Origin of the sequence: Rossellomorea aquimaris (genome assembly GCF_020171925.1) — a bacterium.
Classification (GTDB): Bacteria; Bacillota; Bacilli; order Bacillales; family Bacillaceae_B; genus Rossellomorea; species Rossellomorea aquimaris_F.
Genome location: NZ_JAIVAR010000010.1, coordinates 46669 through 66511 on the forward strand (window position 1 = coordinate 46669; position 19843 = coordinate 66511).

The following is a 19843-nucleotide window of genomic DNA, read 5'->3' on the forward strand; positions in this document are numbered from 1 at the left end:
ATAACCTCCCACGAAATAAGGTTGCGAGAGTGAAACAGTACATTTCATCATCGCAACCTCGTTCAACAGGAACATTCAAATGAGCGAAGCTGGATTAGTCTTCGATGACGATACCCATGCTGCGCGCAGTTCCTTCTACCATGCGCATAGCTGATTCAACGCTAGCTGCATTTAAGTCAGGCATTTTTGTTTCAGCAATTTCACGTACTTTATCGCGTTTAAGTGTTGCCACTTTTTTGCTGTTAGGTTCGCCTGAACCAGACTCGATACCAGCAGCTTTCTTAAGAAGAACAGCAGCAGGTGGAGTTTTTGTGATGAATGTAAATGAACGGTCTTCAAATACCGTAATTTCAACAGGAATGATTAAGCCAGCTTGATCTGCTGTACGAGCATTGAATTCCTTACAGAATCCCATGATGTTAACACCTGCTTGACCTAGTGCAGGACCAACTGGTGGAGCTGGGTTAGCTTTACCTGCAGGAATCTGCAATTTAACCATTTTGATAACTTTTTTAGCCACGAGACACACCTCCTTAAGTCCGTGATGTGGTTATTGGGCTTTTCACCCTCCCACTCAAATGTAAAAAATGTCTTTATCAACATAAAGAACGTTTATTAGTTTCAGTATCTCTTGTCGAGACGGACTGACTTATGAAATAGTATCACTTTTTTTAAGTGATTTCAAGTTCTTTTCCATTATAATTTATCAATTTGAGAGAAATCAAGCTCTACCGGGGTATCTCTTCCGAACATATTTACATGGACTTTGACTTTCGCTTTGGCAGAATCGATCTCTTCGATCGTGCCTGTGAAGTTAGCAAACGGACCTTCGTTCACTTTCACGGTCTCGCCCAATTCGAAGTCCACTTCGATCTTCTTGTCCGACATACCCATTTGCTTAAGAAGATACGTCACTTCCTCAGGAAGAAGCGGCGTTGGCTTAGAACCCGAACCTGTCGAACCGACGAAGCCCGTCACTCCCGGTGTATTTCGCACTACATACCATGAGTCATCCGTCATGACGATCTCAACGATTACGTAACCTGGGAATACTTTCTTCTTTACCACTTTCTTCTTACCGTTCTTTATATCTGTCTCTTCTTCTTCAGGAACGAGCACGCGGAAAATCTTGTCTTGCATCCCCATCGATTCAACACGCTTTTCAAGGTTTGCCTTTACCTTATTCTCATATCCTGAATAAGTATGGACCACATACCAATTCTTCTCCATTTGATAGGACTTAGCGTCCTTCCCTCCTCGCTATTTAAGAATTCCACTTCCTCTTTTTTCCCAAATGAAAAAACCCGTAAAAGTGAACGGGCTTAAAGGTCATGTACTCTATTAATGTTCATTATACCATGCTTTGGCATGTTATATACAACTAATTCTATCTTTCTCTTACTTAGTGCCGATGATGAATCGCATCAATTCGGAAATACCCAGATCGATGACTGCAAAGAAAACTGCAACAAATATAACTGTCGTGATAACAGTGATCGTGTAGCGCGTTAACTCTTTACGTTTTGGCCAGCTGACCTTTCTCATCTCTGATGCAACATTGCGAAAGAAATTAACCATCCTCTTGTAACCTCCAACTTAAATCAATACACAAGACTTATTACTCAATTACTTCGTTTCTTTGTGTAGGGTGTGAGCATTGCATGTATTACAGAATTTCTTCAATTCCAGCCTCTCCGATTGATTGCGATTACCAGGGATACTGTAATTTCTCGAACCGCACACCGAACAAGCCAGTACTATTTTAGCCATATTATTCACCTGTACTGTATATAGTAAGTCCTATCAAAAATAACACGGTCACCAATTTGTGTCAATAAACACTTACATCGTGATTTCCCGGACTTCAAGATACCTTTCAAGCTTCCGCTTCACCCTTTGTAAAGCGTTATCAATGGATTTGACATGGCGGTTCAATTCTTCCGATATCTCCTGATAGGATTGTCCATCCAGATAAAGTGCCAGGACTTTCCTCTCCAGGTCACTCAGCAGCTGGGCCATCTTATCTTCCATATTATCAAATTCTTCCCGGTTGATGATCAGTTCTTCCGGGTCCATCACCTTCGCTCCCGAAATCACATCGAGGAGCGTCCTGTCAGATTCGTCATCATAAATGGGCTTATCCAATGAAACATATGAATTGAGCGGTATATGCTTCTGTCTGGTCGCTGTCTTGATCGCCGTGATGATCTGCCTTGTGATGCAGAGCTCGGCAAATGCCTTAAAGGAGGTAAGCTTGTCCTCCTTGTAATCACGTATCGCTTTATAAAGACCAATCATGCCTTCTTGCACAATATCCTCTTTATCCGCCCCGATCAAGAAATAAGAGCGCGCTTTCGCTCTCACAAAATTCCGATATTTCTTAATCAGGAAGTCCAGCGCTTCGCTGTTGCCAAGATGGACGGCTTCTATGATTCCTTCATCATCCATGCCTTCGAATCGACTGATAAATGCATCCTTCTTGATGAAATTGCTCACACACATCCCCCCGCGCAAAACAATAGATAGAAATATTATACATTACAGAAAATTCAATCGTCAACCGTTCATCGTTCCCCACGGCGCCATTTTTCGAAAATTTCAGCAACTTCATCGGATAATTGAATCTTGGAAGAAGGCTTATTATCAGTGGATCTCCGCACTTTCTTCTCGATTTTTCTTTCGATCACATTTATTTCGGTAAGAAGCTCCCGCGCAGACTTACGGAGAGCCCCCTGACCGAAAATCGCCCACTGTTCGGTGAAATCGGATGTCGCGACATGGACCTGGGTTTTGATGTTGCTTAACTCGATGGCCAGCCTTTCGATCCGTTCATCCGCTGTTTCGTTTTCCCGAGTGAATAATACTTCCACTTTATAATTATTGTACTTCCGCGCGATCCCCTGGACGTAGTAAGCATCAAAGACCACGATTACCCGGTAGCCGGTATAGCCCTGATATTCGGCCATCTGCTCGACAAGCCGGTCGCGGGCCGCCGCCAAATCTTTCTTCTTTAACTCATTCAGTTCCGGCCAGGCACCTATGATGTTGTAGCCATCCACAAGGAGAATATCCATTGCTCCCTATTCCCCCAGCGGGTGGCGATTCCGGTAAACCTCATACATTAAGATACTGGCCGCCACCGAAGCATTCAACGATGTGACATGACCCGTCATCGGAAGCTGAACGAGAAAATCACACTTATCCCGAAGGATCCTGCTCATTCCCTTTCCTTCACTGCCGATGATAAGACCGATCGGAAGTGTCCCATCTAGCTGACGGTAATCCTGCTTGCCTTTCGCATCAGTCCCGGCAACCCACACACCGCGGTCTTTGAGCTCGTCCACCGCTCGTGAAAGGTTCGTGACACGCGCGACCGGGATGTGCTCGATTGCCCCCGTCGAAGCCTTCGCTACGGTGGAAGTCAACCCTACTGCCCTTCTTTTCGGAATGATGATTCCATGAGCACCGGTCGCATCCGCTGTCCTCATGATCGATCCGAGGTTATGAGGATCCTCAAGCTCGTCCAGGATCAGGACGAACGGATCCTCGCCTTTCTGTGCCGCTTTGTCGAATATGTCATCGATTTCAGCATATTGATAAGCAGCGACCGAAGCGACGACACCTTGGTGATTTTCGGCAACCATCTGTTCAATTTTCTTCTTAGGTACATACTGGACCATGACATTCGAATCTTTCGCAAGACCGAGTATTTGCTGGATCGAGCCCTTCTGGGAACCTTCCGCGATCCAGATCTTATTGATTTCCCTGCCTGACTTCAACGCTTCAATGACAGGGTTCCTTCCTCCTATGAAATCTTTGCTCATGCTCTATTCCTCCTTCCCGTGACTGTCAAATATGATCGTTAATAATTCTTCCAGCCGCTCTGTCCTGTTCTGTAAAAATAAGTAGCCGATCAACGCTTCAAACGCCGTACTGTGGTTATATGTCTGGACATCCGTATTCTTCGGGACACTTCCTGACTTGGCATTACGGCCACGCTTGACGATCGCGATTTCTTCTTCGGTCAATCGGTTGTCATCGAACAATTTCTTCAGCACAGCCGCCTGTGCCTTTGCCGATACATAATTCGTTGCCGCGCGGTGAAGTTGATTGGGCTTGATTTTCCCCTTGGTCAGAAGGAGCTGCCGTACATATGTTTCATAGACGGCATCCCCCATATACGCAAGGGCCAGTGCATTTATTTGCTTCGCATCGATTTTTTCATTGGTTTCGTAGATCATCAGGAACCTCTTTTCCAACGGGTGCCCTGAGGTGTATCTTCCAAAATGATATTCATGTCCTTCAACGTGTCGCGAATCTCATCCGCCAGCTGGAAATTCCGGTCCTTTCTAGCCTGGATCCGCTTTTCAATCAACTCTTCGACTTCTTCATCAAGGAGCTCTTCTTCCTTTTTCAAGCTAAGGCCGAGCACTTCGAAGAAATCTTCAAACTGATGGAGGAATGCATCGATGACTTCGACGGACGTATTCTTTTCCATCAAATAATAATTCGCTTGCTTCGATAGCTCAAACAGGACCGAAATCCCGTTGGCTGTATTGAAATCATCATCCATTTCCGAGATGAACTGATCTTTCAGGCCACTTACCTTATCAAGCCATTCCTGATTATCCTCACTTAGGTTTGTGCTTGATTCTTTTCGGTGGTTCAGGTTCTCATAAGCGGTTTTGATCCGGTCTAGGGCGGTTCCGGCATTTTGCAGAAGCTCAAGGTTGTAGTTGATCGGATGACGGTAGTGAACCGACAACATGAAGAACCGGAGGACCTGGGGATCCTGTTCCTTGATGATGTCATGGACCAATACGAAATTCCCAAGTGATTTAGACATCTTCTCGTTATCGATATTGATGTACCCGTTATGCATCCAGTACTTGGCGAACGGCTTGCCGGTCAATGCCTCCGACTGGGCGATTTCATTTTCATGGTGAGGGAAGGCAAGATCCTGTCCTCCAGCATGGATATCGATGCTGTCACCCAGATAGCGCTTCGCCATGGCAGAGCACTCGATGTGCCAGCCCGGGCGTCCTTCTCCCCATGGGCTATCCCAGGAAATTTCGCCTTCCTTAGCCGCTTTCCAAAGAACGAAATCAAGGGCATCCTCTTTCTTATCACCCACATCGATGCGGGCACCCGCTTTCAGTTCATCAATCGGCTGATGGGAGAGCTTGCCGTATCCATCGAATTTCCTTGTACGGTAATATACATCACCTTGGGATTCATACGCAAATCCCTTCTTAACAAGTGCCGATATGAACTCGATGATGGTATCGATGTTCTCCGTGACCGTCGGGTGGATATCAGCCCTTTTGCACCCAAGTGCCCCTGTATCCTCAAAATACGCCTCAATGAAACGCTTGGCGATGGTCGGGACTTCTTCTCCCAATTCATTCGCCGCTTTGATCAGCTTATCGTCCACATCTGTAAAATTGGATACATATTGCACATCATATCCCCTGTATTCCAAATAACGTCTTACCGTATCAAACACAATCGGTGGACGAGCGTTTCCGATATGAATGTAATTGTATACGGTCGGACCGCACACATACATTTTCACCTTACCCTCTTCCAGGGGATGAAATTCCTCTTTCTTTCTCGTTAATGTATTGTATAAACGAATCGTCACAATGATCGACTCCTTCCCTCATAATCTTTCAGCAATGATTTCAATTCATCAATCTCTTCCTGCATCTGTTTCATGCGATCATAAACCGGATCAGGCAAGTTACTGTGATTCAGGTCTTTCTGGACTTTCACACCGTCCCGTATGACAATCCTGCCCGGGATGCCGACAACGGTTGAATCCGGCGGGACATCCTTCAAGACGACGGATCCTGCGCCGACCTTTGAATTCTCTCCAACTTCGATGGATCCCAACACTTTCGCCCCGGTGGCAATCAGTGCATTATCGCGGATCGTCGGATGGCGCTTCCCCTTCTCCTTACCGGTCCCTCCCAGGGTGACCCCCTGAAAGATCGTCACATTATCACCGATTTCGCACGTCTCCCCGATCACGACACCCATTCCATGATCAATGAAGAAGCGGCGTCCGATCTTGGCACCTGGATGGATTTCAATCCCGGTGAAGAAGCGGCTGATCTGTGAGATGACGCGCGCCAGGAAAAAGAATTTCCGTTTGAATAACGCGTGGGCGATCCGGTGGGACCAGATGGCGTGAAGCCCCGAATAGGTGAGGATCACTTCGATATAACTCCTGGCAGCGGGATCCTGATCAAACACAATATCGATGTCCTCTTTGAACGTTTTAAACATCGTCTCCCCCTCCTTCCTGAAATCTTTCCGAGAAAATAAAAAGCGCCCCTGTCATATATGACAGAGACGCATAGGCAGCGCGGTTCCACTCTGATTGAGAAGGTTCTTCCTTCTCCACCTCGACCTGTTAACGGCAGGGAAACCGCCATTACCTACTATGTTTCAGTAACGGGCTCTGAGGTGCATTTCAGAAAAGGAGAGGCCTGAACCACTTTCAGCCGGTGATGGTTCTCTCTTTTAAGCATCCTTTTCCTACTTCTCCTCATCAACGCGATGATTATGAATTAAATTGGTACTCTTACTATATTACATTTAATCGAAAATGTTAACCTAAAAGGCTTTGAAGGCGATGCTTTACTTTATCTTTCCCTAAAAGCTCAATCGCATTCGGCAATTCAGGCCCGTGCGTCTGACCAGTGACGGCCGCACGAATCGGCATGAACAATTTCTTCCCTTTATGGCCGGTCGATTTCTGGACGGCTTTGATTGATTTTTTGATCTCCGCCGCTTCGTAGTTTTCAAGCGCATCGATCTCTTCAAGAAACGCCTGAAGGACTTCCGGAACCTCTTCTTCATCAAGCACGGCTTTTGCATCCGCGTCGTATTCAAGGTCCGTCTTGAAGAACATTTCAGAAAGCTCGACAATCTCGGCACCATAGCTCATTTGCTCTTGATACAGTGCAATGACACCCTTCGCCCATTCACGCTTTTCATCCGTCATTGGCTCTTCAAGCTTTCCTGCCTTGATCAGATGAGGAAGGGAAAGTTCCACTACTTGATCAAGCTCCAGGTTCTTCATGTATTGATTGTTCATCCATGTCAGCTTCTGGTTGTCGAACAGCGCAGAAGAAGTGGATAAACGCTCAGGATCAAAGATTTCAATGAACTCTTCCCGAGAGAACAACTCTTCCTCTCCTTTAGGGGACCAGCCCAGTAGCGCAATGAAATTAAATAACGCTTCCGGCAGGTAACCAAGGGCTTCGTATTGCTCAATGAATTGGATGATGCTCTCATCGCGCTTGCTCAGCTTTTTACGGCTTTCGTTCACGATCAACGTCATATGACCGTAAACAGGTGCTTCCCATCCAAGCGCTTCAAAAATCATCAGCTGCTTCGGTGTATTCGAAATATGGTCCTCCCCGCGCAGGACGTGAGTGATCTTCATCAAGTAATCATCCACCGCTACCGCGAAGTTATACGTAGGTGTTCCATCTTTCTTAGCGATGACAAAGTCACCGATTCCATCAGATTCGAACGAGACATCTTCTTTTACAATGTCATTGAACGAATACACTTTGCCTGCAGGTACCCTGAATCGAATGCTCGGCTGGCGGCCTTCAGCAGCAAGGCGCTCTTCGTCTTCTTTTGTCAGATTGCGGCATTTGCCGGAATAACGAGGCATCTGACCCGCTTCCGTCTGCGCTTCACGCTCGGCTTCAAGCTCTTCTTCGGTGCAGTAGCACTTGTAAGCTTGTCCGCTTTCAAGCAGTTCGTTCAAATACTGCTCATAAATATGGTTACGCTCGGATTGACGGTATGGTCCGTATTCACCCGGTTTGTCCACACTTTCATCCCAATCGATGCCAAGCCATTGAAGATACTTAAGCTGGCTTTCTTCGCCGCCTTCGATGTTTCTCTTCTTGTCAGTGTCTTCGATTCGAATGATGAACTTACCGTTTACACTGCGGGCAAATAAATAGTTGAATAGGGCTGTTCTTGCATTACCGATATGTAAATGTCCCGTTGGACTCGGGGCATAACGTACACGAACTTCATTTGTCATGTTGGTTTCCTCCTTTAAGTACGAGCTATAAATCCTCTGCTTATTTTAACACCGTTGTGATAGGGAATAAAGCGGATTTTAAGTGGTTATTTCTTTTTGATTAATACGGTCGTCTGTGCGGCGATCCCTTCTCCGCGTCCGGTGAAGCCGAGTTTCTCCGAGGTTGTCGCCTTGACGTTCACCTGGGTGATATCCGCTTCCAGAAGTTCTGCGATACGCGCTCTCATGTCATCGATATACGGTGCCATCTTCGGCTTTTGGGCGATGATCGTACAGTCGATGTTTCCTAGCTCATATCCTTCCTCTTTTACAAGCATCCATACATGATGAAGAAGCTTTGCGGAATCCGCACCCTTGAACTCAGGGTCTGTATCCGGGAAGTGCTTCCCGATATCCCCGGCAGCTATGGCACCTAAGCAGCCATCGGCCACAGCGTGCAGCAGTACGTCCGCATCTGAATGACCCAATAACCCTTTCTCATAGGGAATCGTGATTCCACCCATGATAAGGGGTCTACCTTCTGTTAATTGATGTACATCAAAACCTTGTCCGATTCTAAACATGTCTATTTCCTCCACTCATGTGCTCTTGCTTCTTTATGATCGCTTCAGCAAAATATAAGTCCTCGGGCGTTGTTAGTTTTATATTGTCGTAGTCACTTTCCACGACTGAAACATCGATGTCAAGCCTCTCTACGAGGGAAGCATCGTCCGTCCCAAGGAAACCGCTCGATGCGGCATCACCGTGGGCCTTTTTTAATAATGGAACCTGAAAAGCCTGTGGCGTCTGCACCATCCACAAGCTTGAGCGTTCGATCGTTTCCTCGACCGTTCCGTCCATGACTTTCTTGATGGTATCTTTCACAGGTACTGCGGCAATTGATGCTCCTCTTGACTTTGCCTCTTCCACGAGCTGATGGATTGTCTCCTGTTTGATGAATGGCCTTGCCCCATCATGGACCAGGACGATCTCGTGGTCGACCTCAAGCAGTGCGTTATAGACCGAATGCTGCCTTTCCTCTCCACCGTCGACCAATTTTACAACCTTTTGGATGTTGAAGCCCCGGATCAACTCCAGGAGCGTCTCACGGTCGCCGGGACTGATGGCCAAATAGATGCCCTTGCAATGTGGGTCGCGGTCAAACACCCTCAATGTGTGGATGATGACGGGGCAGTCATTCAGCTCAAGCAGCAATTTATTTTTACCTGCCTTCATTCGCTTTCCTTGTCCGGCAGCAGGGATGACGACTTGATACTCCATACCTTTACTCCTTTAGCTGTTTCGTTTGTCAATCTTTATTATAGCTTACCGTATTGGTGGAGTCAGGGCAAAGTTGATGGATTTCTACTTATGCATACCTAATAAAGAGATTACCCGTCGAATGCCGCTATTGATTTCCGTGTAAGACTTCGCTTTCCGCGGGTAGCCCGTGAGCCTCCTCGGCTTCGCCTGCGGGGTCTCACATTGGCAACTTTTCCCGCAGGAGTCTTCGTCTTACACTCCAATCAACCGCTGGATAATCCCTTTACTAAAACAACATTCTTTATTTAGAAATGGTACATGCACCTGCTTCAATAACAAAATAACCAAACCTTGAATTACCACCAGTGTATAAAATAAGCCAGCCTAAAAGATTCAGGCTGACTTGGTTTTGTGGCTTTTTATAGTGCTTTTTCTAGTTGTTTAGGTTTGGCGAAGATCATACGGCCTGCGGATGTTTGCAGGACACTTGTGACGAGGACATCGATGTATTTGCCGATGTAGTTGCGGCCTTCTTCGACGACGATCATCGTTCCGTCATCTAAGTACGCGATGCCTTGATTATGTTCTTTACCATCTTTGATCACTTGCACCTTTAATTCTTCTCCAGGCAGAACGACTGGCTTGACTGCGTTCGCCAGGTCATTGATGTTTAACACTTGTACACTTTGAAGATCACAGACCTTATTCAGGTTGAAGTCATTGGTCACGACAATTCCATTCGTAAGCTTTGCAAGCTTCACAAGCTTTGAATCTACTTCCTGGATCTCTTCGAAGTCGCCTTCGTAAATCTGCACTTCGACCGGAAGTTCTTTCTGGATCCGGTTCAGGATATCCAGACCCCTTCGGCCTCGATTACGCTTCAATACATCCGAAGAATCGGCGATATGCTGAAGCTCCTCCAATACGAATTGTGGAATGACGACAATGCCTTCGAGGAATCCCGTCTGGCAAATATCAGCGATACGTCCATCAATGATGACGCTTGTGTCCAAGATCTTTAACGTTTTGACCCCATTCTCTTCGGAGTCTTCTTCAGTACCCTTCTTCTTTCCTTTACCAGCCGCAGGGAAGAGGTTCATAAGTTCATCCCTCTTCTTGAAACCGACCTGAAAACCTAAGTAACCAAGAAGCAATGTTAATAGAATCGGTACAACGGTATTGACGATCGGAATTTCCATCTGGTTGAATGGGATACCAAATAAATAGGCAACAAACAGACCGATGATCAGGCCTAAGCTACCAAATAATAAATCTGTTACAGGCGCCTTTACGAGACTATCTTCAAACCACTTAACGAAATTGACCACGTAATCGACTGCCCAAAACGTAAGAATATAAAAGATAATGGCACCAAATATGGCAGTCATATAAGGATTGTTAATCAAAAGAATGTCGGATAAGTTTATGACGGTCAACAATTCCGGGAGCAAGAAGATCCCGAGCGTCCCGCCTACTATAAGGAAGCATGCTCTAACGATATTCTTTAACATTCCCTCACCTCCTTCTACTCATTATAAACAATTTACTATTTTTAAAACGTCTTAATTCGGAAAACTTCATGAACTTATGAGACTGCATATATCAGTCCCCATATTTTAAAAGGCTCTTAAGAAAAAGGCTAACACGTCCGAATCGAACTGTCAATTTTTTGAAAAAGATTCCATTGTATCATAACAAGGTCTTTTTGACTAGTGTCCTATCTTTCATAATTGCCGGTCCGCGAACGTCTGTTCTTTGATGAGTTTTAAGCCTTCTTTTATTTTTCTCGCCCGCACTTCCCCGATTCCTTCGACTTCATCCAAATCATCGACAGAGGCACTGCATACTTTCGGCAACGTCTCGAATTCCGTGACCAGGTTTTCAATGATCACAATCGGAAGGCGCGGGATCTTATTCAGCACACGGTAGCCTCGCGGGAAGATCGCGTCATCATGATGAACATAGCCCTGGAAGCCGAGAAGCTTCAATAGGACATTGTCATCAAGGACCTCGGAGTGAACAAGCTCCTGGAATTTATATAATACTTCAAATGGTTTGATATCCCTGTCATGTGCATAGTCGCGGATGATGAGCATCGCTTCTTCCTCAATATCAGCGAGTAATTCATTCATCTGCAAACGAATAAGTCTGCCTTCGGTCCCGAGTTCGCTTAGGTAGGTTAGCAGTTCGTTTTTTATACGAAGCACCATTTCGAATCGGTGCAGCACTTGCAGCAGATCGCTATGGGTGACAAGCTCCTCGAATTCAAGGACGGAAAGGTTGGATATACTCTGGTCCAGGACGACCTTGTATTTCTCGAGGGTTTGGATCGCTTGATTGGCTTTCGTCAAGATCACCGAAATATCCTTCAATGCATAACGGAAATTCCCCTGATAGAGCGTAATGACATTTCGCCTTTGTGAAATGGCAATGACAAGGGCATTCGTTTGACGCGCCACTCGTTCCGCCGTCCTATGCCTCATCCCGGTTTCCGTGGAAGGGACATATACATCGGGTGCCAATTGCGCATTCGCATAAAGGATCTTCGTACCGGCTTCATTGAGGATGATGGCCCCGTCCATTTTCGCAAGCTCATACAGGTAACTTGAAGAAAAGGCACAATTGATATGGAATCCTCCATCGACCACGGACCTTACCCTCTCATTATAGCCAACTACGATCAAACCACCCGTTTTCGCCCTTAGTACGTTATCGATCCCCTCCCTGATCGGCGCACCGGGAGCGACAAATTGTAAAATATCCGATATGGATTTCTCGGTTTTTCTCTCTTCCATTCCTTATCCTCCTAAAATAAGAGCCAGCGCTTCGTTGATCGTGGATACGCCTACTACGTTAATATCAGATGGGGGATGCCAGCCGCTCAAGTTATTCTGAGGGACGATCACTCGCTTGAACCCAAGCTTAGCTGCCTCCTGGACACGTTGCTCAATTCTTGAAACCCTTCTGATTTCCCCTGTAAGCCCGACTTCCCCGATGATGCAATCGTGGGGATTGGACGCTTTATCACGGAAGCTGGATGCGATACTGGCTGCAACTGCAAGATCGATTGCCGGCTCATCAAGCTTGACCCCACCAGCCACTTTCAAGTAAGCATCCTGCTGTTGAAGAAGCATCCCGACCCGCTTCTCCAGTACAGCCATGATCAGTGAAACACGGCTATGTTCGATTCCAGTGGCCATCCGGCGTGGATTATTGAAGCTTGTCGGCGTCACCAAAGCCTGGATCTCAACGAGTACAGGGCGTGTCCCCTCCATCGAGGCCACAACCGTAGATCCCGTTGCACCTTCCGACCTCTCCTCGAGGAAGATCTCAGACGGATTCGCCACTTCTTCTAGACCAAGCTCCTTCATTTCAAAGATGCCCATTTCATTTGTCGAACCGAATCGGTTCTTTACGGCTCTTAATATACGATACGAATGGTGCCGCTCCCCTTCAAAATACAATACCGTATCGACCATATGCTCGAGTAACCTCGGACCTGCAATCGAGCCTTCCTTCGTAACATGCCCTACTATGAAGATGGCAATGCCCTTCGTTTTACCGATCCTCATCAACTCAGCCGTACATTCCCGCACCTGTGATACACTTCCTGGTGCTGACGTCACTTCAGGATGGAAGATTGTCTGGATTGAGTCAATGATGACAAAATCGGGTGAAAGATGTTCAATCGTTTGATGAATGGACTCCAAATTGGTTTCAGCATAGATATATAACTCATCGCCTCTTATATTCAAACGGTCTGCCCGTAACTTTGTCTGTTTGATCGATTCTTCCCCTGATATATATAAGACCTTCTGATTTTGACGTGCAAGCTGTGATGAAACCTGCAGGAGCAAGGTGGACTTTCCTATACCCGGATCTCCCCCGATTAAAACGAGTGAACCAGGAACGACCCCGCCTCCAAGCACACGATTCAATTCCTTTGACTCTGTCAAAACCCTTGGTTCTTGCCTGGTTTCAATGGATGAAAGCTTTTCTGCTTTGGATGGACCCGTCTTCTCACTATGCATAAAAGCTGCCCGAGGCTGTTTACCTGTAATCGCAACCTCTTCGACCATTGTGTTCCACTCACCGCATCCTGGACACTTCCCCATCCATTTAGCCGATTCATATCCACAAGATGAACATACAAATTTCGTTTTTTTCTTAGCCAAATCAGTCTTCTCCTCTTCTAATCTATTGTTACCATCGTCGATTCATACCAATCCTTGTTGGATTGATTGTATCGATTTTACGTAAGCCTTTCAATGAAAAGCCCTTCGTGAGTATGTATGAAAAATTTCAAGTGATCCTTTTATCCTTCAATCGATTTTCGGATGAAAGCCCGGACACATAATAGTTAAAAAAAGAGGTACACGCCTTTCATACACGTGTACCTCTTTTCTACGATGATCAAGTAGTGGAATTCGCCTCTTCTTTTACCTTCACGACAAATTCATTCTCTTCGACATCAATCACGATGCTCTGTCCTGTCAGGACTTTCCCTCTTAGAAGTTCTTCTGACAGCTTATCTTCAACGTGCTTCTGGATTGCACGGCGCAGCGGACGTGCCCCGTATTCAGGGTCGAACCCTTCATCTGCAATCTTTTCCTTGGCAGAGGCTGAAAGTTCGATATGAATATCCTGTTCCTTCAGACGTTTTGTAAGCTGATCGGACATAAGTGTGACGATCTCTTTAAGGTGTTCTTTCTCAAGAGAGTGGAAGACGATGATTTCATCGATACGGTTCAGGAATTCAGGACGGAATGCCCTTTTTAACTCTTCCATCACTTTCCCTTTCATATCTTTGTAATCCTCTTTCCCATCCTGGATGTTGAACCCTACATACTTATTGCTCTTGAGCGATTGTGCCCCGACGTTTGAAGTCATGATCAGCACGGTATTCCTGAAGTCCACCGTTCTGCCTTTGGAGTCTGTCAGACGACCATCCTCCAACACCTGCAGAAGGATGTTGAATACGTCCGGGTGAGCTTTTTCAATCTCATCTAGAAGGATGACGGAGTATGGCTTGCGACGGACTTTCTCTGTCAATTGACCGCCTTCATCATAGCCTACATATCCCGGTGGTGAACCGACAAGTCGTGATGTGGAGTGCTTTTCCATGTACTCAGACATATCGATCCGGATCATCGCTTCCTCATCACCGAACATCGATTCTGCGAGTGCACGGGCAAGCTCCGTCTTACCTACACCAGTCGGCCCTAGGAAAATGAAGGAACCAATCGGACGCTTGGGATCCTTCAACCCTGCACGCGCACGACGTACTGCCTTGGAAACGGCGACAACCGCTTCGGACTGGCCGATGACACGTGAATGCAGAATTTCCTCAAGCTTCAACAGGCGGTCCGTTTCTGTTTGTGCAAGCTTGGATACAGGTACACCGGTCCAGTTCGAAACGACGGTTGCAATGTCTTCGACGGTTACTTCGGTATTCTCCTGACCCTGCTTTTCTTTCCATGTATTCTTCGTTTCTTCCAACTCTTCGCGCAGCTTCTGTTCCGTATCTCGCAAGGAAGCGGCTTTCTCGAATTCCTGACTTTGAACCGCTGCATCCTTCTCTTTACGGATTTCCTCAAGCTTCGACTCCAGCTCCTTCAGGTTTGGAGGAGTCGTATACGAACGGAGGCGTACTTTCGAACCTGCCTCATCAATTAAATCAATCGCTTTATCAGGTAGGAACCGGTCCGAGATATAGCGGTCAGACAATTTGACTGCGGCGTCGATTGCTTCATCCGTAATCGACACGCGGTGATGGGCTTCATAACGGTCACGCAGCCCTTTCAGGATCTGAATGGACTCATCGGTCGTCGGCTCATTCACCTGGATTGGCTGGAAGCGGCGTTCCAATGCGGCATCCTTCTCGATGTATTTACGATACTCATCAAGCGTCGTCGCACCGATACATTGAAGCTCACCGCGGGCAAGGGACGGTTTGAGAATATTTGATGCATCGATTGCCCCCTCTGCGCCACCTGCACCGATTAACGTGTGAAGCTCATCAATGAAGAGAATGATATTTCCAGCCTGACGGATCTCATCCATCACTTTTTTAAGACGGTCCTCAAATTCACCGCGGTATTTCGTACCCGCGACAACGGTCCCCATATCAAGCGTCATGACACGCTTATCGCGGAGGATCTCCGGTACTTCATTCGCGATGATCTGCTGCGCCAAACCTTCGGCAATCGCTGTCTTACCTACACCAGGCTCACCGATCAATACCGGATTATTCTTCGTCCGGCGGCTCAGGACCTCGATGACGCGTTCAATCTCTTTGCTTCTTCCGATTACAGGGTCTAGGCTTCCTTCCCGAGCAATCGCCGTCAAGTCGCGTGCCAGGCTGTCTAGCGTCGGAGTATTCGCATTTGCGTTCCCTCCGCCTTGGTGATTATTGGAGTCGTTGCTACCAAGCAACTGAAGCACCTGTTGCCTTGCCTTGTTCAAGCTGACACCAAGATTGCCAAGTACCCTCGCTGCCACACCTTCTCCTTCACGGATCAGTCCGAGTAAAATATGTTCCGTTCCGACATATGAGTGACCAAGCTTGCGGGCTTCGTCCATTGATAGTTCGATGACCTTCTTCGCCCTTGGTGTATAATGAATGGTTTGTGATTTCTCCGTGCCTTTTCCAATCAGGCTTTCTACTTCCTTCTGGATCTTCTCCGGACTAAGCCCCAGAGCAGTCAATGCTTTGGCCGCAATACCTTCACCCTCACGGACAAGTCCCAATAAAATATGTTCAGTTCCAATATTACTGTGTGCCAAACGAATTGCTTCTTCCTGAGCAAGTGCCAATACCTTTTGTGCTCTTTCTGTAAATCGACCAAACATCATATTATTTTTCCTCCTCACATGCGTCTTTATCTAATTTAATTCGCTCTCGTATCAAAGAAGACCTTCTTATATCTCTTTCATTCGGTCTGAGCGGTCCCCCGGAGTATTGCTGAAGGAACCCCGGTTGAGTCAAAATCATCAATTCATTCAATATATTCTTGGAAATGTTCTTGATGTATCCGATATCGATTCCAAGCCTTACATCCGATAAACACTTGGCTGCTTCCTTGGATTCGATGATCCGGCTGTGCTCAAGGACTCCCAGTGAACGGAATACCCTGTCTTCTAATTGTATGTTGGATGTTTTGAGTAATGCTTCCCTGGCAGACTCTTCTTTGTCGATGATCTGCTTGACGACACTTAATAAGTCTTCCACGATGTCGTCCTCCGACTTACCCAACGTAATCTGGTTCGATATTTGAAAGATATTCCCGAGTGCTTCACTGCCTTCACCGTAGATCCCTCTCACCACAAGGCCCAACTGGTTGATGGCAGGGATGATGCGGTTCAGCTGCTGAGTCAGCACAAGTCCCGGTAGGTGCATCATGACAGATGCCCTCATCCCCGTCCCTACATTGGTGGGACAGGTCGTTAAGTATCCGTGTTTCTCATCAAACGCATAATCGAATTCACTCTCAAACCAATCATCGATTTCATTCGCCCGGCTCAATGCTTCTTTCAACTGAAGACCGGGGTATAAACACTGTATTCGTATATGATCTTCTTCGTTTATCATGATGCTGATATCTTCTTCATCAGACAGAAGCACAGCACCTGCATTCTCGCTTTCTGCCAAATTGGGACTGATCAGATGCTTCTCCATCAATACCCTTTTTTGGAGGGGCTGAATCTCCTTCGTTGCCAAAAACTCCAATTTCCCTAGCCTATCGGGATACAGCGGGATCTTTTCTTTTACATTCCGTACAATCTCATCCGCTTCTTCGGCAGAATAAAGGGTAGAAAAGCGAAACTCTGTAAAGTTGCGGGCAAGACGGACTCTCGAACTCAATACAATATCCGAATCAGGACCTTCCTGATTCATCCATGAGCTGACCGCATTGCTTAGAAACTTCTCCAGGCTCATTCGGCATCTCCCCTTTCATCCCTGACCTCTTTCTCCAAGGAGCGGATCTTATCCCTTATCTCGACAGCCTGCTCGAATTCTTCCTGCTCAATCGCATCCTGCAAATCCGATCTCAATTGGAGGATCTTTTTCTTTATATGAATCGTTCCGCCCATTCGCTCCGGGATCTTTCCATGATGCTCGACATTGCCACTGTGAACCCTTTTAAGGATGGGGTCCAACTGTGATTTGAACGTCCCGTAACATTGTGAGCATCCGAATCTCCCTACATTGATGAACTGCTGAAACGTCATGTTGCATTTCTCACATTTCAGTACCTCTTGCCGAGGGACCTCTGAAGCTTTCGCCTGCTTGAATGCAGGGGAAGATATATTCAGTAGACCTGCCAATAGGTTGTTCACAGAAAATCCAGGGGAAGAATCAAACATGAACTGATCTCCCTTATCCTGTGCGCAATGTTCACACAAATGGACTTCGTTCTTCTCTCCATTCACCACCTTAGTGAAATGGAGAGTAGCAGGTCTCTCATTACACTCTTGACAAATCATCCGACTCACCCCTCAACCCTTACTCGTACTTCAAGCTGTCAAGCATCGCTTTTAACATGCGTCCACGGAGGATATCCCGTTCAGGCAGGTCGACCATGATCACTGAACGATCCATCACACTCAGCATGATCTTGGCTTCACGCTCCGAAATGATATCTTCATCCACCAACCTGAAAATGATATCGGCAGCCGTACCCTGGCTGATTGCTTTCGTCACAAGCGATACCAACTGATCGATAAGATGAACCTGGTCATGGGCCTTCACCTTCATGATTCGGATATATCCCCCACCGCCACGCTTACTCTCAACCACGTACCCTCTCTCAATCGTGAACCGTGTATTGATCACATAGTTGATTTGAGAAGGAACACACTGAAATTTATCTGCAATTTCACTTCTTTTTATTTCTACTATTTCACTTTCACTTAGGTCCAAAACATTCTTTAAATAACTTTCGATGATGTCGGAAATGTTCCTCATCAAACCTCCTCCTCATTTGACTTTGACTATATTTGACTATAATTATACAATCGGGTCCAAAACTTTGCAATCCTGAACCACTCGTTAGAAGTTTTCCTGTTTTGGAAAACATTTAAACGTATAAGAACGAGTTTTTTCAAGTTATTAAAGATTCATCTATACGCCTAGGCTATTGTATGTAAGTTAGAGTGGGAAAGTTAACGTTTTGTTGAAGGGAGGGTGCTTATGTATGCAATAGTCAGATGAAGCTAGAGGTCGCAGTAGAGACATGGTTTGTATGCAGTCACCCCGGGGTCTGCTGTGGATGTAACTTGAAGACTGATTTATATGTTACTTTTTCTTGGCCACTGAAAGCAAGATGGAACAGATGCCTGATATAAATTGTGTGGCAAAAGTGAACCAGATCAGTTGGTCATTGGGACCATTTCCTATTGCGCCGGCCCTGGGTTTATAACCCAGGTACAAACCGAGGAACGATAACCCGACCAGTAAGATTCCTAGATAAAAGAGTATATGTTTTTTCATGGACTCACCTCGGTCTGAGTAGTTTGGTTTTATCTTAACATAGGTGGATAGAAGGGGGAGTTATTATATGTAGACAAATTTACGGGCTTAAAAGAATGTTTTTAGTCGGATTGGATGAGGATGAATCCTTCATCAGTTAACACTCAGGATCGGGATGGTGGGCGGTTGATGAGGCGGCGGATATCGGGGTGATAAAGAGCGAGGTAGAGGACGGTTTTGATAATATATCTGGATTTTTGATAATAAGAGATCCAGTTTTGATAATAAATTCGTTGTTTTCGATAATAAGTCTTTCAGTTTTGATCATAAATCAATCAAAATACGGCAAAGGGTATGAGTTTTAACGTAGTTTTAAGATGAATGAAAGACTTTTGGAATAAAAAACGGAGGGTTTTTATAAAAAAAGACAAATTAATGGGTTAAAAATGAAGAAAAGCGAGTGTTTTTAGTGAGGTTGGATGTGTATGAACCTCTTCAACAGTTAACACTCAGGATCGGGATGGTAGTTGATCGAGGCGGCGGGTATCGGGGTGGGGAAAACCGGGACAGAGGCTGGTTTTGATAATAAATTTTGATTTTTGATAATAAAGTTTCCGGTTTCGATAATAAATTGGCTATTTTCGATAATAAGTCCTTCAATTATGATATTAAATTACCCATAATACGGCAAAGGGTATAGGTTTAAACGCTCTTTTAAGGTGGATGAATGGCGCTTCAAGTAAAAAACGGAGGGTTTTATTAAAAAAAGACAAATTAATGGGCTGAAAATGAAAAAAAGTAGATGTTTTTATGTGACTTGGATGAAGATGACCCCACATCAACCTCCACACCACTACAACACCACATCATCTCCCCCACCAACCACATCCTCAAACAACAAAAAAACAGCCCCCAAAAGAGCTGCTTTTTCTATTTGCCTGGCGACGTCCTACTCTCACAGGGGGAGAGCCCCCAACTACCATCGGCGCTGAAGAGCTTAACTTCCGTGTTCGGCATGGGAACGGGTGTGACCTCTTCGCCATTATCACCAGACG

At 46.0% G+C, this 19843-nt stretch carries 21 protein-coding genes, 1 rRNA gene and 1 other annotated feature; all 22 genes read right to left on the bottom strand.

Annotation, left to right across the window (positions count from 1 at the left end; translation table 11 throughout):
- Positions 1-94: 94 nt before the first annotated feature.
- Positions 95-520, bottom strand: coding sequence for a 50S ribosomal protein L11 (rplK, locus tag LCM10_RS19610; RefSeq protein ID WP_032085258.1), 426 nt, complete (start codon positions 518-520; stop codon positions 95-97).
- A gap of 176 nt (positions 521-696) precedes the next feature.
- Positions 697-1230 carry a transcription termination/antitermination protein NusG gene (nusG, locus tag LCM10_RS19615; RefSeq protein ID WP_224878110.1) on the bottom strand — a complete coding sequence of 178 codons (534 nt, stop codon included), beginning with the start codon at positions 1228-1230 and terminating at the stop codon, positions 697-699.
- 168 nt (positions 1231-1398) lie between these two features.
- Positions 1399-1578, bottom strand: coding sequence for a preprotein translocase subunit SecE (secE, locus tag LCM10_RS19620; protein ID WP_224878112.1), 180 nt, complete (start codon positions 1576-1578; stop codon positions 1399-1401).
- Between the two features lie 48 nt (positions 1579-1626).
- Entirely contained in the window at positions 1627-1770 is a 144-nt protein-coding gene (gene rpmG / locus LCM10_RS19625; RefSeq protein WP_224878114.1) for a 50S ribosomal protein L33, read from the bottom strand.
- A 72-nt stretch (positions 1771-1842) separates the two neighbouring features.
- Positions 1843-2502: an RNA polymerase sporulation sigma factor SigH gene (sigH, locus tag LCM10_RS19630; RefSeq protein ID WP_412103425.1), complete on the bottom strand. Its 660-nt coding sequence runs from the start codon at positions 2500-2502 to the stop codon at positions 1843-1845.
- A gap of 62 nt (positions 2503-2564) precedes the next feature.
- Positions 2565-3074 carry an NYN domain-containing protein gene (locus LCM10_RS19635; RefSeq protein ID WP_224878117.1) on the bottom strand — a complete coding sequence of 170 codons (510 nt, stop codon included), beginning with the start codon at positions 3072-3074 and terminating at the stop codon, positions 2565-2567.
- 6 nt (positions 3075-3080) lie between these two features.
- A complete protein-coding gene (rlmB, locus tag LCM10_RS19640) occupies positions 3081-3824 on the bottom strand; it encodes a 23S rRNA (guanosine(2251)-2'-O)-methyltransferase RlmB (RefSeq protein ID WP_224878120.1) in 744 nt (247 codons plus the stop codon).
- A 3-nt stretch (positions 3825-3827) separates the two neighbouring features.
- Positions 3828-4241, bottom strand: a complete 414-nt coding sequence (locus LCM10_RS19645; RefSeq protein WP_224878122.1) for a Mini-ribonuclease 3 — start codon at positions 4239-4241, stop codon at positions 3828-3830.
- Complete coding sequence (gene cysS, locus LCM10_RS19650; protein WP_224878124.1) at positions 4241-5644, bottom strand: cysteine--tRNA ligase; 1404 nt, start codon at positions 5642-5644, stop codon at positions 4241-4243. The genes LCM10_RS19645 and cysS overlap by 1 nt, the downstream gene beginning before the upstream one ends.
- Positions 5641-6291, bottom strand: a complete 651-nt coding sequence (gene cysE / locus LCM10_RS19655; protein WP_224878126.1) for a serine O-acetyltransferase — start codon at positions 6289-6291, stop codon at positions 5641-5643. Before cysE ends, cysS begins: the two co-directional genes overlap by 4 nt.
- 59 nt (positions 6292-6350) lie before the next feature.
- Positions 6351-6569 (bottom strand) — a binding site (T-box leader).
- Between the two features lie 47 nt (positions 6570-6616).
- Positions 6617-8074 carry a glutamate--tRNA ligase gene (gene gltX, locus LCM10_RS19660; RefSeq protein ID WP_224878128.1) on the bottom strand — a complete coding sequence of 486 codons (1458 nt, stop codon included), beginning with the start codon at positions 8072-8074 and terminating at the stop codon, positions 6617-6619.
- Between the two features lie 86 nt (positions 8075-8160).
- The gene (gene ispF, locus LCM10_RS19665) at positions 8161-8637 is read right to left on the bottom strand and encodes a 2-C-methyl-D-erythritol 2,4-cyclodiphosphate synthase (RefSeq protein ID WP_224878130.1); all 477 of its coding nucleotides are present in this window, start codon (positions 8635-8637) and stop codon (positions 8161-8163) included.
- Positions 8630-9334 carry a 2-C-methyl-D-erythritol 4-phosphate cytidylyltransferase gene (gene ispD, locus LCM10_RS19670; protein WP_224878132.1) on the bottom strand — a complete coding sequence of 235 codons (705 nt, stop codon included), beginning with the start codon at positions 9332-9334 and terminating at the stop codon, positions 8630-8632. The genes ispF and ispD overlap by 8 nt, the downstream gene beginning before the upstream one ends.
- A 401-nt stretch (positions 9335-9735) precedes the next feature.
- Entirely contained in the window at positions 9736-10827 is a 1092-nt protein-coding gene (locus tag LCM10_RS19675) for a PIN/TRAM domain-containing protein (RefSeq protein WP_224878133.1), read from the bottom strand.
- Positions 10828-11040: 213 nt separating this feature from the next.
- A complete protein-coding gene (disA, locus tag LCM10_RS19680) occupies positions 11041-12111 on the bottom strand; it encodes a DNA integrity scanning diadenylate cyclase DisA (RefSeq protein ID WP_224878135.1) in 1071 nt (356 codons plus the stop codon).
- 3 nt (positions 12112-12114) lie between these two features.
- The gene (gene radA, locus LCM10_RS19685) at positions 12115-13491 is read right to left on the bottom strand and encodes a DNA repair protein RadA (RefSeq protein ID WP_224878137.1); all 1377 of its coding nucleotides are present in this window, start codon (positions 13489-13491) and stop codon (positions 12115-12117) included.
- 238 nt (positions 13492-13729) lie between these two features.
- A complete protein-coding gene (gene clpC / locus LCM10_RS19690) occupies positions 13730-16171 on the bottom strand; it encodes an ATP-dependent protease ATP-binding subunit ClpC (RefSeq protein WP_224878139.1) in 2442 nt (813 codons plus the stop codon).
- A 1-nt stretch (position 16172) separates the two neighbouring features.
- Entirely contained in the window at positions 16173-17255 is a 1083-nt protein-coding gene (locus LCM10_RS19695) for a protein arginine kinase (protein ID WP_224878141.1), read from the bottom strand.
- Complete coding sequence (locus LCM10_RS19700) at positions 17252-17803, bottom strand: UvrB/UvrC motif-containing protein (RefSeq protein WP_224878143.1); 552 nt, start codon at positions 17801-17803, stop codon at positions 17252-17254. Before LCM10_RS19700 ends, LCM10_RS19695 begins: the two co-directional genes overlap by 4 nt.
- Positions 17804-17822: 19 nt before the next feature.
- Entirely contained in the window at positions 17823-18284 is a 462-nt protein-coding gene (locus tag LCM10_RS19705; RefSeq protein WP_224878145.1) for a CtsR family transcriptional regulator, read from the bottom strand.
- A gap of 330 nt (positions 18285-18614) precedes the next feature.
- Positions 18615-18809, bottom strand: coding sequence for a hypothetical protein (locus LCM10_RS19710; RefSeq protein WP_224878147.1), 195 nt, complete (start codon positions 18807-18809; stop codon positions 18615-18617).
- Positions 18810-19724: 915 nt separating this feature from the next.
- A 5S ribosomal RNA gene (gene rrf / locus LCM10_RS19715) occupies positions 19725-19841 on the bottom strand.
- Positions 19842-19843: the final 2 nt, after the last annotated feature.

What these genes read in the sequence shown, in the direction of transcription:
- nusG (WP_224878110.1), bottom strand. Translation starts at nt 1,230, where the DNA reads ATGGAGAAGAATTGGTATGTGGTCCATACTTATTCAGGATATGAGAAT.
- secE (WP_224878112.1), bottom strand. Translation starts at nt 1,578, where the DNA reads ATGGTTAATTTCTTTCGCAATGTTGCATCAGAGATGAGAAAGGTCAGC.
- rpmG (WP_224878114.1), bottom strand. Translation starts at nt 1,770, where the DNA reads ATGGCTAAAATAGTACTGGCTTGTTCGGTGTGCGGTTCGAGAAATTAC.
- sigH (WP_412103425.1), bottom strand. Translation starts at nt 2,502, where the DNA reads ATGTGTGTGAGCAATTTCATCAAGAAGGATGCATTTATCAGTCGATTC.
- LCM10_RS19635 (WP_224878117.1), bottom strand. Translation starts at nt 3,074, where the DNA reads ATGGATATTCTCCTTGTGGATGGCTACAACATCATAGGTGCCTGGCCG.
- rlmB (WP_224878120.1), bottom strand. Translation starts at nt 3,824, where the DNA reads ATGAGCAAAGATTTCATAGGAGGAAGGAACCCTGTCATTGAAGCGTTG.
- LCM10_RS19645 (WP_224878122.1), bottom strand. Translation starts at nt 4,241, where the DNA reads ATGATCTACGAAACCAATGAAAAAATCGATGCGAAGCAAATAAATGCA.
- cysE (WP_224878126.1), bottom strand. Translation starts at nt 6,291, where the DNA reads ATGTTTAAAACGTTCAAAGAGGACATCGATATTGTGTTTGATCAGGAT.
- gltX (WP_224878128.1), bottom strand. Translation starts at nt 8,074, where the DNA reads ATGACAAATGAAGTTCGTGTACGTTATGCCCCGAGTCCAACGGGACAT.
- ispF (WP_224878130.1), bottom strand. Translation starts at nt 8,637, where the DNA reads ATGTTTAGAATCGGACAAGGTTTTGATGTACATCAATTAACAGAAGGT.
- ispD (WP_224878132.1), bottom strand. Translation starts at nt 9,334, where the DNA reads ATGGAGTATCAAGTCGTCATCCCTGCTGCCGGACAAGGAAAGCGAATG.
- LCM10_RS19675 (WP_224878133.1), bottom strand. Translation starts at nt 10,827, where the DNA reads ATGTTAAAGAATATCGTTAGAGCATGCTTCCTTATAGTAGGCGGGACG.
- disA (WP_224878135.1), bottom strand. Translation starts at nt 12,111, where the DNA reads ATGGAAGAGAGAAAAACCGAGAAATCCATATCGGATATTTTACAATTT.
- clpC (WP_224878139.1), bottom strand. Translation starts at nt 16,171, where the DNA reads ATGATGTTTGGTCGATTTACAGAAAGAGCACAAAAGGTATTGGCACTT.
- LCM10_RS19695 (WP_224878141.1), bottom strand. Translation starts at nt 17,255, where the DNA reads ATGAGCCTGGAGAAGTTTCTAAGCAATGCGGTCAGCTCATGGATGAAT.
- LCM10_RS19700 (WP_224878143.1), bottom strand. Translation starts at nt 17,803, where the DNA reads ATGATTTGTCAAGAGTGTAATGAGAGACCTGCTACTCTCCATTTCACT.
- LCM10_RS19705 (WP_224878145.1), bottom strand. Translation starts at nt 18,284, where the DNA reads ATGAGGAACATTTCCGACATCATCGAAAGTTATTTAAAGAATGTTTTG.
- LCM10_RS19710 (WP_224878147.1), bottom strand. Translation starts at nt 18,809, where the DNA reads ATGAAAAAACATATACTCTTTTATCTAGGAATCTTACTGGTCGGGTTA.